At 70.6% G+C, this 15,614-nt stretch carries 17 protein-coding genes; 10 read left to right on the forward strand and 7 right to left on the reverse strand.

Going from position 1 to position 15,614, the window contains the following annotated elements; translation table 11 throughout:
- The first annotated feature begins 36 nt into the window (after nucleotides 1–36).
- Nucleotides 37–300 (forward strand): type II toxin-antitoxin system Phd/YefM family antitoxin, encoded by a 264-nt coding sequence (locus RUR49_RS01775; protein ID WP_409144614.1) that lies wholly within the window; start codon nucleotides 37–39, stop codon nucleotides 298–300.
- A complete protein-coding gene (locus tag RUR49_RS01780; protein ID WP_409144615.1) occupies nucleotides 297–731 on the forward strand; it encodes a hypothetical protein in 435 nt (144 codons plus the stop codon). Before RUR49_RS01775 ends, RUR49_RS01780 begins: the two co-directional genes overlap by 4 nt.
- A 2-nt stretch (nucleotides 732–733) precedes the next feature.
- On the opposite strand, the gene RUR49_RS01785 is transcribed toward RUR49_RS01780, so the two are convergent.
- Both RUR49_RS01785 and RUR49_RS01790 read right to left on the reverse strand, forming a co-directional pair.
- Nucleotides 734–1,393, reverse strand: coding sequence for a class II aldolase/adducin family protein (locus RUR49_RS01785; protein WP_409144616.1), 660 nt, complete (start codon nucleotides 1,391–1,393; stop codon nucleotides 734–736).
- A gap of 19 nt (nucleotides 1,394–1,412) precedes the next feature.
- A complete protein-coding gene (locus RUR49_RS01790; RefSeq protein ID WP_409144617.1) occupies nucleotides 1,413–2,624 on the reverse strand; it encodes a CaiB/BaiF CoA transferase family protein in 1,212 nt (403 codons plus the stop codon).
- Between the two features lie 150 nt (nucleotides 2,625–2,774).
- Here RUR49_RS01790 and RUR49_RS01795 point away from each other — a divergent pair, with 150 nt between their 5' ends.
- Both RUR49_RS01795 and RUR49_RS01800 read left to right on the forward strand, forming a co-directional pair.
- Nucleotides 2,775–3,743, forward strand: coding sequence for an aminotransferase class IV (locus RUR49_RS01795; RefSeq protein WP_409144618.1), 969 nt, complete (start codon nucleotides 2,775–2,777; stop codon nucleotides 3,741–3,743).
- A 222-nt stretch (nucleotides 3,744–3,965) separates the two neighbouring features.
- Nucleotides 3,966–5,819 (forward strand): FG-GAP repeat domain-containing protein, encoded by a 1,854-nt coding sequence (locus tag RUR49_RS01800; RefSeq protein WP_409144619.1) that lies wholly within the window; start codon nucleotides 3,966–3,968, stop codon nucleotides 5,817–5,819.
- Between the two features lie 43 nt (nucleotides 5,820–5,862).
- Here RUR49_RS01800 and RUR49_RS01805 read toward each other — a convergent pair whose 3' ends face one another.
- Entirely contained in the window at nucleotides 5,863–6,432 is a 570-nt protein-coding gene (locus RUR49_RS01805) for a hypothetical protein (protein ID WP_409144620.1), read from the reverse strand.
- Nucleotides 6,429–7,151: a hypothetical protein gene (locus RUR49_RS01810; RefSeq protein ID WP_409144621.1), complete on the reverse strand. Its 723-nt coding sequence runs from the start codon at nucleotides 7,149–7,151 to the stop codon at nucleotides 6,429–6,431. The genes RUR49_RS01805 and RUR49_RS01810 overlap by 4 nt, the downstream gene beginning before the upstream one ends.
- Nucleotides 7,152–7,284: 133 nt before the next feature.
- Between RUR49_RS01810 and aac(3) the strand changes: the two genes are divergently transcribed.
- Nucleotides 7,285–8,190 (forward strand): aminoglycoside 3-N-acetyltransferase, encoded by a 906-nt coding sequence (gene aac(3) / locus RUR49_RS01815; RefSeq protein ID WP_409144622.1) that lies wholly within the window; start codon nucleotides 7,285–7,287, stop codon nucleotides 8,188–8,190.
- Between the two features lie 84 nt (nucleotides 8,191–8,274).
- On the opposite strand, the gene RUR49_RS01820 is transcribed toward aac(3), so the two are convergent.
- From RUR49_RS01820 to otnK, 3 genes are all read right to left on the reverse strand, one after another.
- Nucleotides 8,275–8,706, reverse strand: coding sequence for a hypothetical protein (locus tag RUR49_RS01820; RefSeq protein WP_409144623.1), 432 nt, complete (start codon nucleotides 8,704–8,706; stop codon nucleotides 8,275–8,277).
- Nucleotides 8,707–8,847: 141 nt separating this feature from the next.
- Nucleotides 8,848–9,222: a hypothetical protein gene (locus RUR49_RS01825; RefSeq protein WP_409144624.1), complete on the reverse strand. Its 375-nt coding sequence runs from the start codon at nucleotides 9,220–9,222 to the stop codon at nucleotides 8,848–8,850.
- Between the two features lie 54 nt (nucleotides 9,223–9,276).
- The gene (gene otnK, locus RUR49_RS01830; protein ID WP_409144625.1) at nucleotides 9,277–10,641 is read right to left on the reverse strand and encodes a 3-oxo-tetronate kinase; all 1,365 of its coding nucleotides are present in this window, start codon (nucleotides 10,639–10,641) and stop codon (nucleotides 9,277–9,279) included.
- 156 nt (nucleotides 10,642–10,797) lie between these two features.
- Here otnK and RUR49_RS01835 point away from each other — a divergent pair, with 156 nt between their 5' ends.
- The 5 genes from RUR49_RS01835 to RUR49_RS01855 all read left to right on the forward strand — a co-directional run.
- Entirely contained in the window at nucleotides 10,798–12,030 is a 1,233-nt protein-coding gene (locus RUR49_RS01835; protein ID WP_409144626.1) for an aminotransferase class III-fold pyridoxal phosphate-dependent enzyme, read from the forward strand.
- Complete coding sequence (locus RUR49_RS01840) at nucleotides 12,027–12,824, forward strand: GntR family transcriptional regulator (RefSeq protein WP_409144627.1); 798 nt, start codon at nucleotides 12,027–12,029, stop codon at nucleotides 12,822–12,824. Before RUR49_RS01835 ends, RUR49_RS01840 begins: the two co-directional genes overlap by 4 nt.
- A gap of 210 nt (nucleotides 12,825–13,034) precedes the next feature.
- A complete protein-coding gene (locus RUR49_RS01845) occupies nucleotides 13,035–13,928 on the forward strand; it encodes a transketolase (RefSeq protein ID WP_409144628.1) in 894 nt (297 codons plus the stop codon).
- A gap of 2 nt (nucleotides 13,929–13,930) precedes the next feature.
- A complete protein-coding gene (locus RUR49_RS01850) occupies nucleotides 13,931–14,989 on the forward strand; it encodes a transketolase family protein (RefSeq protein ID WP_409144629.1) in 1,059 nt (352 codons plus the stop codon).
- Between the two features lie 205 nt (nucleotides 14,990–15,194).
- On the forward strand, nucleotides 15,195–15,614 hold a 420-nt coding region (locus tag RUR49_RS01855; RefSeq protein WP_409144630.1), incomplete at its 3' end, for an ABC transporter substrate-binding protein.

The raw sequence follows: 15,614 nt of genomic DNA on the forward strand, positions 1-15,614 counted from the left end.
ATTCCAATCTCTCGAATGTTTCGAATGGTTGGAAAGATGCGAGTCTCGTCGGCCGAGTTCCTGAAGAACTACGGCACCGTCACCGACAAGGCGCTGTCGGAGGCCGTCACCATCACCCGCAACGGCCGCGATCGCCTCGTCCTGCTGTCGGCGGAAGAGTACGCGCGCCTGCGCCGTCGCGACCGGCGGGTGATCCCGACCGGCGGACAGAGCGAGGACGATCTCGCCCTGATCGCAAAGGCCGAAGTTCCCACCGAACACAACCACCTCGACGACGAGCTGAAAGACTGGCGCGAGTGACGCTGCCGGTCCCGGAGCCCGGACTCGTCATCCGCTACGCCTATCTTTGGGACCGCGAGGCCCGGGAAGGTCGTGACGAGGGCAGCAAGGATCGACCCCGCGCCATCGTGCTGGTCGTCGCCGACGAAGCGGGGCGACGCTGCATCCAGGTGCTGCCCGTGACGCATTCGCCGCCGCGTGCGGCAGCCGATGCCGTCGAGATCCCCGCCCAGACGAAGGCGCGCCTCGGGCTGGACGGTGAGCGCTCCTGGGTGGTGCTGACGGAGGTCAACGAGTTCACTTGGCCCGGCCCCGACCTGCGGACGATCGGCGGGAATGCCGCAACCGTCGCCTTCGGCTTCCTCCCGCCCGGCTTCTTCCGGACCGTCCGGGACCGCTATCTCGCGTTGCAGCGACGGAACAAGACTTCACAGGTCCACCGCACCGAGTGACCTCAATGCCCCGCCGGTCGCCCCGGCTGCTGGCCGTAGGTGGTGAACCGCGCCCGCGCATCGGCCATCTGCGCCGTCGTGAGCAACCTCACCGTCCCCGCCGACCGCGCCAGCAGGTACTGCCGCGCCAGCGTTTCCAGCCGGATCGCGGCGGCCACCGCTGCGGCCATCGTGCGGCCGCGGACGACCATGCCGTGGTTGGCGAGCAGGCAGGCGGAGCAGTCCCGCAGCGTCGCCCCCGTCGCCTTGGCGAGCTCCAGCGAGCCGAACGTGGAGTAGGGCACCAGCGGCACCGCGTCGGCGCCGAAGGCGGCGATCGTGTAGTGGAAGGCCGGCAGCGGCTCGCCGAGGCAGGCGAGCGCGACGCAGGCGTCCGCATGGGTGTGGACGATGGCGCCGGCCCCCTCCACCAGGCGGTAGATCTCGCCGTGCAGCTGCCACTCGCTGGAGGGCGCGAAGTCGCCCGTGACAGTGCCGTCGAGCGTCACCGGCACCACCTGCCCGGGCGTGAGCTGCGGCGCGCCGATGCCGGTCGGCGTGATCAGCATGCCGGCCCGCGTGCGGACGGAGAGGTTGCCGGCCGAGCCGGTGACGTAGCCGAGCCGGTCGAGCTCGCGGTAGGCGGCGACGATCGCCGTCCTGTCGTCGGCGTGGTCGGTCACTGGTCTTCGCTCCCGGTCTTCAGCGGATGATGCCGCGCGTGCGGAGATCGTCGAGGTGGGTGGCGTCGAGGGCGAGGCGCTCGGCCAGCACCTCGTCGGTGTGCTCGCCGAGACAGGGCGGGCGGCGCGACACGGCGAGGCGGACGCCGTCGAGGCGCATCGCCGGCGCGATCACCGGCACCGTGCCGGCGACCGGATGCGCCATCCGCCGCACCAGCGTCGCCTCCTCGGTGCGCGGGCTCGTCAGCGCCTCGTGCAGGCCGTTCACCTCGCCGCCGGGAATGCCGTTCGCCCGCATGGCGGCGAGCATTTCGGCGCGCTTGCGCTTGCCGATCTCGGCGCGGAGTTCCGCGACGAGCTCGACGCGGTGCTGCGCGCGGCCGAGATTGGTGGCGTAGCGCGCATCGTCGGCGAGGTCCGGCCGGTCGATGGCGGCGCGGCAGAAGGCGCGGAACTGCGGCGTCGTGCCGGCGGTGACGATCATCGCCCCGTCGGCCGCCTCGAAGGCACCGTAGGGGACGATCGCCGGGTGGCCGTTGCCGTAGCGGGCCGGATCGCGGCCGGTGACGAGGGCGTCGAGGCCGACATAGGAGGTGACGCCGACGCCGACGTCGTAGAGCGCCACGTCGACGCGCCGGCCACGGCCGGTGCGGGTGCGCTCGAGCAGCGCCGCGAGCACGCCCTGGGCCGCCGTCATGCCGGTGACGAGGTCGACCACGGCGACGCCGATCTTGAGCGGCGGCTGCGCCTCCTCGCCGTTCATCGCCATGACGCCGGCCTCGCCCTGCACGACGAGGTCGTAGCCGAGGCGGCCTTCCTCGCTGGTGCCCTCGGCGTAGCCGGCGATCGAGACGTAGACGAGGCCGGGATTGTCGGCCGACAGGGCCGCGTAGCCGAGGCCCATCTTCTCGGCGCCGCCGGGGCGGAAGTTCTGGATGACGACGTCGGACTGTCGGGCGAGGTCACGGGCGAGGGCGAGGCCCTCGGGCACCGAGAGGTCGACGGCGATGGAGCGCTTGTTGCGGTTGGCGCAGAGATAATAGGAGGTCTCGGTCGCGCCGATGCGGATGCCCCAGTCGCGGGTGTCGTCGCCGCGGCCGGGATGCTCGAGCTTGATCACGTCGGCGCCGAGGTCGGCGAGCGCCTGGGCGCACCAGGGTCCGGCGAGCACGCGCGACAGATCGAGGATGCGCACGCCGGCGAGCGGCGCGGGAGCGGGCTCCTCGCTCATGTTGACCTCACGCCTCCCCTGCACGCTTCGGGCGGCTGCACCCTGGCACGAACCGCCGGCGGCGTTGACGCTGCCGCTTCGCGGCGAGAATATAGGATATAGCAGATCGGGCAACCGCCCGGTTCGCCCCGTGCACGAGGACCTCGCCCCATGTCGCTCGCCGCTGATGCCGATGCCGCGCTGTTTCCCGCTTTGCCCGGCACGGAGCCCGAGGGGCCGCCGGTCGACCCGCGCTTCGAGGGGGGCACGGCCTTCGTCGACGGCGAGTACGTCCCGATCCTGGAGGCGCGCATCCCGCTGATCGACCGCGGCTTCCTGCGCTCGGACGCCACCTACGACGTCTTCCACGTCTGGCGCGGCTACGCCTTCCGCCTCGAGGACCACCTCGACCGCTTCGAGCGCAACATGGGCAAGCTGCACTTCAAGATCCCCTACGCCAAGGCGGAGATCGGCGAGATCTGCCTCGAATGCGTGCGCAAGAGCGGCCTCACCGAGGCCTTCGTGCTGATGACGACGACGCGCGGCTTCGGCCCGCGCGGTACCCGCGACCCGCGGCTCTGCACCAACCGCTTCTATGCCTATGCGGTGCCGTTCGTGTGGATCGCCGACGAGGCGGCGCGCGGCCGCGGCTTCAACCTGCACGTCAGCAAGATCGAGCGCATCCGCCCGCAGTCGGTCGACCCGACGGTGAAGAACTTCCACTGGATCGACCTGACGATGGGCCAGATGGAGGCCTATGACGCCGGCTGCGACACCGAGGTGCTGGTCGATTCCGAAGGCCACATCACCGAGGGCCCGGGCTTCAATGTCTTCGTCGTCAAGGGCGGCAAGATCACCACCCCGGAAGGCGGCGTCTTCGACGGCATGACGCGCCGGACCGTCATCGAGATGGCGGCCGAGCTGCAGAACCCGGTGACCGAACGCCTGGTCTCCATTGCCGAGCTTTCCGAGGCCGACGAGGTGTTCCTGTCGTCGACCGCCGGCGGCATCATCCCGGTGACCCAGATCGACGGCAAGCCGCTGGGCGACGGCAAGCCAGGCCGTCTGACGAAGCGGATGCACGACCTCTACTGGGGCCAGAAGGCGAAGGGGTGGCTGGGGACGAAGGTTTACGGGTAGGGGGGCGGCAGGCGCCGTAGCCGGCCAGAGGCCCCTCCGCCGATCCGGACGATTAGTGACCCGAAGATTAATACATGCATCGAATCCAGACGCCCCGCTTGCTGGATTTCTACCAAAGCGGGTAGAAGACTGATGCCCGCGCGCCGTTCGCCGGAGACGCAAACAGCCGCGATCGCGGGGAGCCGAGAGGTTCGCCCCCACGCCATGCACAGGTGGCTTGAGATGTCGCTGCGTATTCTAGTGGCGCTGCTGATGGTGGCATCCCCGTTCGGCGCGGCCATGGCCGATAGCGGCGCGTCCGCAGGCAAGCTACCCGCCTTGCCCCACGATCTTCAGGTCGGGTCTGGCGGTATGGCACGGTCTGGAGACCAAGAGGAGCGGCCGGCGCCGCCGACAATCCGGATAAAGAAAGGCTATGCCGTCAATGGAAAGTCGGTCTATCGCGATTTGCCGATCGAGGGCACCGCAGAGCCAAAGACCGATTACGTCATGGTTACGATCGACGGCCGGCGGTCCTACTCTGCGCGAGTTCACCGCAATGGGAAGTGGGAGTATTCCGTCCCTCTGCGTCCCGGAAAGCGGACGATCACGGCCGTCGCCGTCAACCGCAAAGGCACCGAGAGCAAGCGCTCAAAGGCGCTCGAGGTGGAGATCATCCGGCCTAAAGCCACTGTCGACATAGGTCGCCTCGACGGGCAGGACGGCACCGCCCTGTGGGTGCGCGGCTTCGACGGCGCCTGCTTCGCAGACGGTCGGCAGTTGGCGGCGACCGACCTCGATGGCGATGGCCTCGGCGATGTTCTGATCGGCGGCGCTTGGGCGGCGACATCGGGCGAGAACGGCGCAGAGCAGGCGACCCTCTTCGGAGTGATGGGCGCCGCGACCGGATGGAAATCCAAAATCGACGTGGCGTCCCTGTCTGGCGGAACCGGCTTCCGCGTTCTCGCCGGGAAGGGAAACCTGCCGGGGTGGGCACCGGTCGCAAGCGCGGGCGACGTCAACCGAGACGGTCTCGGAGACTTTGCCATCCTCGCTGAAGGCTATCTCGCGATCGTCTACGGCCGACAGGATGGCTTCGAATCGGCACCGAACCTCGCCAAGCTCGAGCCCCACGACGGCTTCCGTCTGTTCGGCTTCTCGCGATACAGCGGCCCCGCTCAGCCGATCGGAGAGATCGGCGACTTCAATGGCGACGGCATCGACGACGTGCTCGTGCGGGACCGTCGGACGCTGTACGTCGTCTTTGGGCAGCGCGGGCGAACGCGCGGCGACGTCGCCCTCACCGAGCTCGGGCGAGAAGACGGCTTCAAGGTGGAACTCGCCGGGGTCTACGCAAAGGCGAGCGTCGCGGGTGGCGATCTCGATGGCGACGGCCTCTCCGATCTGGTGGTCGGCGTCGCCGGTGTGACGGGGCCAGGCTCGATCAGTATCATCTTCGGAGAGAAGACGCCCCCGGTAACGGTCAAGCTCATCCCCTACGCACGGGCAAAAGGCGTTCACATTCCGAGAGTATCCAAGGAGTGGGAGTGGCTATCAGTCGCCTCGGGCTTTGACTTGAATGGTGACGGCCGGAGCGACGTCGTCGCGCTCACCGACCGAGGTTCTTCCTCGATCGCGCAGAAGGGCGAAAAAGGGTTCGTTTTCTACGGCGCCCCGCGTGGCCAGTTGCGCGCGATCTCCGTCGCCGAACGCATGCCTCCCGATCTGGGGTTCCGACTGGTGGGAAATGGATCGTCATGGCTCCAGTCGGCAGCGGCGGGGGACGTCAACGGCGACCGGCTCGACGACCTCATCCTGGGGGCGGCGAACAGCGGAGAAGACGTCGGCTATGTGGTGTACGGACGGCGCGAGCGCTCGGCGGAAGCCCTCGATCCGTCCGATCTCGACGGCGTCTACGGCTATCGTCTCACGTACGGAGCGCGGCGGCCCTCGAACGACGCGCCGGGGTGTACCGTCGCCAGCGCCGGCGACTTCAACGGCGACGGGATCGGCGACGTTCTGGTGAGTGGCTTCAGTGAACGCCGCATCGACCAGCCCGGAGGGGCCGCCTACGTCGTATTCGGTCGCCGCGAGTAGGCCGCCGCGAGCCAGGCCGCTGCTTGCCAGCCGGGCCGCGCGTTCAGCCGCGGGAAGTCTGGCTCTCCTCGACCACCCGCGCCAGGCTCTCGATGGCGATCACCACGCAGGACTGATCGGCGACGAATCCATGCTCGATGCGGGTCAGAGAGCCCTCGTAGCGAACCGTGAAGACCGGCTGCTCCGGCGTGCAGATCACCCCGTCGCGCACGCCGAGTTCCACAATGAGCGACTGGGATGATTGGTCGGGCGAGATCTGGCGGCGGACCGGGGTGCGGTCCACCTCCCATTGGCGGAGGTCCGCGAGCAGCGCGCGCAGCCCCTCCGTGTCGACGACGGCCTGGCAGAGCCGCAGCCTGAGCTGGGGCACGATCGGGCCGAGGGTGTCGCGCCCGAGGGCGAAGAAGTCGGCGTCGATCGCCACCTCGCAGACAAGCCCCCCGGCGCTGCCGACACCGCGCACGGTGAAGGTGGCCGCGCCGCGGCCGCTGTTCGACGGCATCGTCCAGGCGAGACCGGCGTCGGCCGTGCCGGGGAACGGCGCGTCGGCGACGAGCGGCGTCGCCGGACCCGGGTGGCGGGGCTGACCGTCAACCCTCGCGCTGGACGTCATGGCAGTTTCGCAACCGCGAGCTCGATCAGCCAGGCCCCCTCTCCGGAGGCGGGACCCTGGCGCGACGCCGCGTCAACGGCGGCGAGCAGTTGCGCCCACGTCTCCTGGCTATGCGCCCACGTCGCGACGGTCCGGCGCGCTGCCTCGTCGACGTCGCGCCACGTTCCGTCGGCAACGAGGCCGTCCTTCACCTTCGTCTCGTCGACGAACACCGCCAGCTGTAGCGCCGCATTCACTGTCGGCGACGCCCGCCAGGCGGCTAGTGACGGGGACGGATCGAGGCCAAGGCGGCAGAGGCCAAGGAGCCACTCACTGGCCTCTCGCTCCTCGTCCGTGTCCATCTCGATCGCCCGCCGGAACACCGCCTCGATCGCCTCCCGCTCCTTGCGGGGCCAGGATCGCCATCCGGCCATCTCGAGCTTGCCGGCGATCACCCCAGCCTCAAAGCCCATGTCCGGCCGGCCGAGGACAGCGAGCTCGAGGATGCGCGGCAGGAAGTGGCGGTAATCCTCCGACTCGCCGACCGTGCTGATGGCGGAGGTTGCGAACTCGCTGAGCTGGTCGTGCGTCAGCCGCCGCAGGGGCGCCGAGGTGATGTCGCGCAGGATGGAGTCGGCGTCGCGTAGTGGCGAGACGTGCAGGCTGCGCGGTTTCGGCACGGAGGCGAACACCGAATAGGCGAAGAGCAGGTCGGCCGTGGGGAGCGGAGGCGTCGGCATGGTGGCGTCAGTCGCTGCGCACGGACGGGAAATCCGGGCGTGAATTGCGGGGCCTCCCGCCATAGCATGGCCGGGTTGCGCGCTGCCATCGCAGCGTGTGCAAGGTCGATTCCGTGCGGTGAGAGAAACAGTGGTGGCGACAGACAACGCGGACCCGGCGGTGGCTGGCACGGCGGAGGCCGACGGTGCCGGCGCTCTCGTCGGACGTGCTGCCCGCGAAACGTCGGGCGTCGCCCCCACCACCCCCGCCACCCTCGCGCGCGAGCTTCGTGCCCTCGGCCTTTCGGCCGGCGACGTCGTCATGGTGCACGCGTCGCTGAAGGCGATCGGGCCGGTGGTCGGCGGGGCGGAGGCGGTGGTGGCGGCGCTCCTCGACAGCGTCGTACCCGGCGGCACGCTGATGGGCTACGCATCGTGGGATCGCTCGCCCTACGAGGAGACGCTGAACGGCGTGAGGCTGCCCGCCGCCGTGCAGGAGGCCTGGCCGGCCTTCGACCCGGCCACCGCGGGCGTCTGGCGCGGCTTCGGGCTGCTCAACGCCTTCCTCTGCGCCGCGCCCGGCGCCGTGCGCAGCGCCCATCCGGACGCCTCGATGGTGGCGGTCGGGGCGCGGGCGGGGGCGCTGATCGGCGAGCACCGGCTCGGCCAGGCGTTCGGGCCGGGCTCCCCCCTCGAGCGCCTCGTTGAGATGGGCGGCAAGGTGCTGCTCCTCGGCGCCCCGCTCGATGCCGTCACGGTGCTGCACTACGCCGAGGCGATCGCGGACATTCCGGGAAAGCGCCGCGTCACCTACGAGATGCCGATGCTGGACGAGGCCGGCGCCAAGGTCTGGCGGCGGACAGAGGAGTTCGACTCGAACGGCATCCTCGCCTGCTTCGCCGAAGCGGGCGCGATGGACGCCGTCGAGACCATCGCCCACCTCTATGTCGGCGAGGGCCGCGGCCGCAGCGGTCGGGTCGGCCGGGCCGCGTGCCACCTGTTCGACGCGGGCGACATCGTCGTCTACGGCAAGGACTGGCTGGAGCGGAATTTCGGGTGAGGAACGGACGGCGCCGGTCCTGCCAAGGAGCGGCGCCGTCGATGCAGGGCGGGCGAGCGTGGCGGAGCGTAGGCCCGTCCCCCCTCACTGCTTCGTCGTCGTGCCCGTCAAGGTGCAGACCGCCTGCTGGATGGGGCCGTTCGCGATGACGCCGAAGAAGAACGAGTCGTCGGGACCGAGGACGATCTGGGTCGGCCCGCCGACGACGGCGTTCTCGACTGTGCCCACGAGCGTGCGGGACTGCACGGGCAGGATCGCGAGCGTGACCTGGCTCCCCGGGACGTCGGTCGCGGCCCCGAACGCGACGGAGGCCTCGTTCGCGAAGCTGAGGCACGAGATGTGGGTGATCACCGTCTGCTTGTTCTTGCGGCCCTTGATCGTCGCCGAGCACGCGGTGCCCTCGCACGCCATGCCTTTGCTGATCGACAGGTACTGCTCGCCCTCGGCGAGGGCGGGAGCGGTGGCGAGGATGGCGAGCACGGCAGCGGCAGCGGTCGAACGGATCAACGGCTTCATGGGAGATCCCCTCTGCGAGCGAGATCTCCAGAGTAATCGAGGTGCGGGCGTCCGGAAGCGCCACACGCGATCACATTCGCGCGCACCCTGCCGTTGTGCGGCGGCGTCGCGGCGCCGCCGGTCGCAGGCGGCGAAGGCGGCTCAGAGCTTCGTCGTCGTCCCGGTCAGAGAACAGACGGCCTGGTCGATCGAACTGGTCGCCAGCACGCCGACGAAGAAGGATTCGTCCGGGCCGATGACGACCTGCGTCGGGCCGCCGAGGACACCATATTCGAAGGTGCCGGCGAGCGTGCGCGACTGCACCGGCAAGAGCGCCAGGGCAACCGAACTGGTCTTGTCCTCGGTGGCCGCGCCATAGGAGATCTGGGCGTTGTCGACGGTGGTGACGCAGGTGATCTGGGTGATCAGCTTCTGCTTCTTGGCGCGCCCGTTGATCGTTGCCCCGCAGATGCTGCCGTCGCAGTTGAGCGCCTTGCTGATCGACAGGTATCCCCGGGACCGGCCCTTATGCTGCAACTGGCACCTGTGCCGCGCCGAGTCGAGAGGCGCCCTCACACGTCTCGCGACAGTCTAGCCCTCCGCCAGCGCCCGCGCGAACATGTCGACCGGGCCGAGCTTGCCGGATTTCAGGTGGAGCGAGATCGGGGTCGGGCCGGTGGAGACGGCACGCGACAGGCCGGGGGCCTCGAAGGAGCCGACCTCGAGCGCGCGCACGCCCAGCGCATCGAGCACCGCGCCGGAGGTCTCCCCGCCGGCGATGACGAAGCGGGTGACGCCGGCCTGCGCCAGCCCCGCGGCGATGCGGCCGAGCGCCTGCTCGATCGCCGCGGCGGTGCGCTTCACCCCGGCGCGAGCCTGAACCGCCGCGACGGCGGCGGGATCGGCGGTGGTGGCCACCGCAACCGGGCCGGACGGCAGCACGGCGATCGCGGCGGCCAGCGCCGCGTCGGTGGCGGCCGCCGCCTGCGCCGGGTCGACCAGCGCCGCGGCCTCCAGGTGGATGACCGGGCGGCCGGTCTCGGCGAAGGCGGCGAGCTGGGCGGCGGTGCGCTCGGCGCAGCTGCCGGCGATCACCGCGGCCCGGCCTTCCACGCGCGGCAGCGGCGCCGGCGGGGCGAAGCCCGCGAGGTCGCCACGGGCGCGCCAGAGGTCGGGGTAGTAGACCGCGACCGATGAGCCACCGGTCATCAGCCGCCAGTCGACGCTGGCCGCGGCGAGGCAGGCGAGGTCCGCCTCGTCGACGGCATCGGAGATGGCGTAGCGGACGCCGGCCGCCGTCAGCGCCGCGACCTTCGCCGCCACCGCCTCGGGGCCGGCGGCAAGGACCTGGTGGCGGATGAGGCCGACGGTCTCCGCCGTCTGGGCGGCGAGCACGCGCACGAGGTCGGGCTCGCGCATCGGCGTCAGCGGATCGTGGCGCTTCGGCGAGCGCGAGATCAGTTGGTCGATGGCGAACAGGTGGCCGGCGTAGACGGTGCGGTCGACCTCCGGGAAGGCCGGGCAGAAGGCGGTGAACGGGGCGCCGGTCGCTGCCATCAGCACATCGGCGATCGGCCCGATGTTGCCGCGCGGCGTCGAATCGAAGGTCGCGCAGTATTTCTGGAAGATCTGCCGGGGGCTGCGCGGCGCCAGCACGGCGAGGGCGCGGCGGACGGCGGCCACCGCCGACGCCTTCGGCGCGACGCGCACCTTGAGGCCGATGACGGTGGCCGGCGCGTCGCCGATGTCGGCCGTGGTGCCCCGCGCGGTCAGCAGACGGGCGGCGACGCCGCCGCGCACCATCAGCGAGGCGAGCTCGATGCCGCCGGTGAGATCGTCGGCGACGCCGGCGAAGAGGAGCGTCGGCAAGGCCGCGCCGGCATCGGAGGAGGGTGCGGCGCCGGCGCCGGGGCGGGCGCGGCCGGGTGCTGCGGAAGCGGTGGGACGGCTTGTCATGATGAAATGATACAGGATATATCTTGTTGCGACAGCCGGCGGGCGGCCCTGGTCGACACAAGGTGCCCCGGTTTGCGGCCGCCGGCAATCCGGTGCGCCGGAGAGAGCCGCAGCACCGGCACGCCGGCGCCGGCCGCGAGGGAGGGAGCGTCCGCCATGAACCAGCCATTCGCCACGCAGGATGCGCAGCTTCGGGCCCGCGCCGGCCGCGTCATTCCCGGCGGCCTCTGGGGCCACCAGAACGCCGCCCGGCTGCCGGCCGGCTATCCGCAGTATTTCTCGCACGGTCAGGGCTGCCGGATCTGGGACGTCGACGGCCGCGAGTACATCGACTTCATGGGCGGCTGGGGTCCGGTGGTGCTCGGCTGGCACGACCCGGAGGTCGACGCGGCGGCGGCGAAGCAGGCCGCGCTCGGCGACTGCCTGAACGGCCCGAGCGAGCGCCTCGTCGAGCTCGCCGAGCTCGTCGTCGACACCATCCCGCACGCCGACTGGGCGATGTTCTCGAAGAACGGCACCGACGCCTCGACGCAGTGCGTGATGATCGCCCGCTCCGGCACCGGCCGGCGCAAGATCCTCGTCGGCACCGGCGCCTATCACGGCGCCGCCCCGTGGTGCACGCCCTGGCCGGGCGGCACTACGGCGGAAGATCGCGCCCACCAGATCTTCTTCGAGTGGAACAACATCGAGAGTCTCGAGCGCGCCGTCACCGAAGCCGGCGACGACCTCGCGGCGATCCTCCTCTCCGCCTTCAAGTACGACCTCGGCAAGGACCACGTCATGCCGACGGTGGAGTTCGCCAGGGCGTGCCGGGCCGCCGCCGACCGCACAGGTGCCGCGCTGATCGTCGACGACGTGCGCGCCGGCTTCCGCATCGACATCGGCGGCACCTGGGAGGCGGTCGGCGTGCAGCCCGACCTCTCCGCCTGGTCGAAGGCGATCGCCAACGGCCATGCGCTGGGCGCCGTCACCGGCAACGACCGCTTCCGCGAGGGGGCGACCAAGGTCTTCACCACCGGCTCGTTCTGGACCGCCGGCGTGGCGATGGCGGCGGCGATCGCCACCATCGGGAAACTGAAGCGCGACGACGGCGTCGGCCACATGAAGGCGATGGGCGAGCGTTTCCGCGCCGGCCTCGACGCCCAGGCGAAGGCGCACGGCCTGCCGATCCGCCAGTCGGGCCCGGCGCAGATGCCGGTGGTGCTGTTCGACGACGATGCCGACCGCCGCATCGGCAACGCCTTCTGCCTCGAGGCGCTGCAGCGCGGCGTCTACCTGCATCCGACCCACACGATGTTCCTGTCGGTGGCGCACACGCCGGCCGACATCGACGCCGCGCTCGACCGGACCGACGCGGCGATGGCCGCGGTGAAGAAGGCGGTGGCGTGATCGCCGCGCCCCTCGACACGGGCGAGGCGGGACGTGCCATGATCGCCCCGGCGCCGGACGACCCCGTCGCCGGCTCCGCGGAGAGGGTGGCGATGATGGCGAAGGCGGCGGCGCGGTTCGCGCCGATCGAGTCCCAGAGCCTGTCGGACCGGGTCTACCGGCAGCTGCGCGAGAAGCTGATGCGCGGGCTGCTGAAGCCCGACGAGCGGCTGCGCCTGCGCGAGGTGGCCCTCGCCCTCGGCACCAGCGAGACGCCGGTGCGCGAGGCGGTGTTCCAGCTCGTCCGCGACGGCGCGCTGGAGCTCAAGCCCCACCACTACATCCGCGTCCGCCGCCTGACGGTGGCGCAGTATCTCGAAATCCGCGACATCCGCCTGCTGCTCGAGCCGCTCGCCGCCGAGCGGGCGCTCGACCATGTCGACGCGGCGGCGATCGAGGAACTGGCCGCTGCCCACGCCCGCCTCGTCGCGGCGGAGGCGGCGAAGGAATACGAGCCGGCGATCCGCGCCAACTTCGAATTCCACTTCGGCCTCTACTGGCGCTCCGGGATGCCGGCGCTGATCGAGCTTCTGGAAAACCTGTGGATGCGGGTCGGCCCGATGCTGAACCTGCTCTATCCGCACGGCCACCCGCAGTACGCGGTGCGCCACCAGCACGAGAACATTCTCGACGCGCTTCGCCGGCGCGACCGCGTCGGGCTGACGGCAGCGATCCGCGACGACCTCCTCGAGGGCGGCCGCAACTTCCTGCGCCACATCGAGGCGCTGGAGGCCGAGGGCTGGCGCGACGAATAGCGAGCACCGTCCGGCGCCCGGCGCCGGCGGATTTCAGACGCAAGCGAGCAACGGGGCCCTGGCGGCAATGTTGACACCGGCGATCACGAGCGCGTTAGATATATCCTGTATCGGGCGACGCCCTGGTCGGTCCGCCACCCCCCGGGGTCGGCGTGCCGGTTCCGCGGCAGCGAGCATTCCCACCCGTTCCATCCGCAACGGAGGCCGCTCATGACGGCGACGGCAGGCTCCGCAGGGGCGCACCGACCCGGCCGGAACGTCGATCTCGACCATCTCGTCGACCGGGCGAAGTTCGTCCGCCTCGAGACGGTGCGGCTGACGAAGATCGCCGGCGCCGGCCATTATTCGAGCACGTTCTCGGCGGCCGAGCTGTTCTCCGCCCTCTACTACGCGCACCTGCGCATCGACCCGTCCCGACCGGACTGGCCGGACCGCGACCGCTTCATCCTGTCGAAGGGCCACGCCGCCATCGGCCTCTACCCGGTGCTGGGCGACCTCGGCTTCTTCGACCCGGCGCTGCTCGACAACTACACCCGCTTCGGCAGCCCGTTCGGCGACCATCCGGACATGAAGAAGGTGCCCGGCATCGACTTCTCCTCCGGCTCCCTTGGCCACGGCCTGTCGATCGGCGTCGGCATGGCGCTCGCCGGCCGCATGCAGAACCGCAGCTACCGCGTCTACTGCATGCTCGGCGACGGCGAACTCAACGAGGGCCAGATCTGGGAGGCGGTGATGTCGGCCGCCCACTTCAAGCTGCAGGGCCTGGTCGCCATCATCGACCGCAACCAGCTCTGCATCGACGGCCCCGTCGACCAGATCATGGGCGTCGAGCCGCTGGTCGACCGCTTCGAGAGCTTCGGCTGGGCGGTGCAGCGCATCGACGGCCACGACATTCCCGCCGTGCTGGGTGCACTCGATGCCCTGCAGCCGGCGGGTCTCGGCAAGCCGCAGGTGATCATCGCCGACACCGTCAAGGGACGCGGCATCGGCCACATGGAAATGAAGCTCAACTGGCACGTCGGCAACTTGGTCGGCCAGGACTACGAGGACGCCATCACCGAGCTTCAGGCCGGCCTGAAGCCCTACGTGCCGGTGGAGGCATGACCATGGGCGTGCAGGTTCCCCCCACGGCTCCCGAGACGGAGTCCCAGGACCAGGCCGACTTCTTCCGTGGCACCGGCGCCGACGTGAAGCTGAAGGAGGCGCGCTCGGTGCAGGGCACGCCCGCCGCGGCGATGCCGGCCTTCATCCTCGGCGAGGAGCTCGCCAACCTCGCCGACCACGACCCGCGCATCACGGTGATGACGGCCGACCTCGCCTCGGCCAACCGCACCCTCGACTTCAAGGCGCGCCATCCCGACCGCTTCATCGATTTCGGCATCGCCGAGCGCAACATGGTGACGGCGGCGGCCGGCATGGCGTCCTGCGGGCTGATCCCCTATGCCGCCACCTTCGCCTCGTTCTGCGGGCTGCTGGCGGCCGTGCAGATCCGCACCGACTGCGCCTATCCGCGCATGAAGGTGCGCGTCGTCGGCCACCACTCCGGCTTCTCGATGGGCTTCTACGGCACCAGCCACCACGCTCTGGAGGACCTCGGCTTCCTGCGCACGGTGGCGGAGCTCACCGTCGTCTGCGCCGCCGACGCCAACCAGCTGCGCGCCATCCTGCGCGCCTCGGTCGACCATCCCGGCGCCATGTACATCCGCCTCGGCCGCGGCCGCGACCCGGAGGTCTATGCGGCGGTGCCCGAGGAGTTCCGCTTCGGCGTGGCGGCGACGCTGCGCGAGGGCACCGACCTCACCATCATCACCACCGGCTCGCAGGTGCGCGCCTCGCTCGATGCGGCGGCGGTGCTGGAGGGTGAGGGCGTCTCGGTGCGCGTCGTCGACATGCACACGATCAGCCCGCTCGATAGGCAAGCGGTCCGCCGCGCCGCCGCCGAGACGAAGGCGATCCTGACGGTCGAGGAGCACAACATCACCGGTGGCCTCGGCAGTGCCGTCGCCGAGGTGCTGGTGGATCTGCCGCGCGTGCCGTTCCGCCGCCACGGCGTGCCGGACGAGTACGTGCCGGTCGGCCCGCCGGCCTCGCTCTACGCCCACTACCGCCTCGACGCCGCCGGCGTCGCCTCGGTGGCACGCGAGTTCCTCGCCCGCCCTGCCTGAGCGCGGGCGTTGCGACGGGAGCGCCCCCGGGAGGGGCTTTGAACTTCGGCCGACCGGACCGCGCCCGGTCGGCCAAGACGGAGGGGAGCGCGGAGGCCGACCGAGGCGGTGCGCCCCGGACGGATCGGTTGGCGCCCGCGGGCGCCGGGAGCAGTTTGCCGGTGCGGGTCTGGCCCGCCGTCCGGCGCGATTGGGAGGCTTGGACATGAAGAGCTTGATTTCCGCCGGACGCAGCCGCTGGAGGCTCGCCGCCTTCGCCGCCGCGCTCGCGATCGCCACCCCGCTCACCGGGATGCCGACGGCCAATGCCGCCGACGCGCCGCTGGTGATCGCCCGCAACATGGACCTCGATTCACTCGATCCGCACCGCGGCTTCTGCGACACCTGCCAGATCTACTTCTCCAACGTCTACGAGACGCTGGTGGCGCTCGGCGTCGACAACAAGTCGATCGGCCCGAACATCGCCACCTCCTGGGAGGTGAATGCCGACGCGACGCAGTTCACCTTCAAGCTCGACCCGGCCGCCAAGTTCTCGGACGGCTCGCCGGTCGAGGCGAAGGACGTCAAGTGGTCGTTCGAGCGCCTGAAGGCGGTGAAGGGCAACCCGTCCTTCATGATGGACAGC

Origin of the sequence: Pseudoxanthobacter sp. M-2, assembly GCF_046156265.1 — a bacterium.
Lineage (GTDB): Bacteria > Pseudomonadota > Alphaproteobacteria > Rhizobiales > Segnochrobactraceae > CAMDHY01.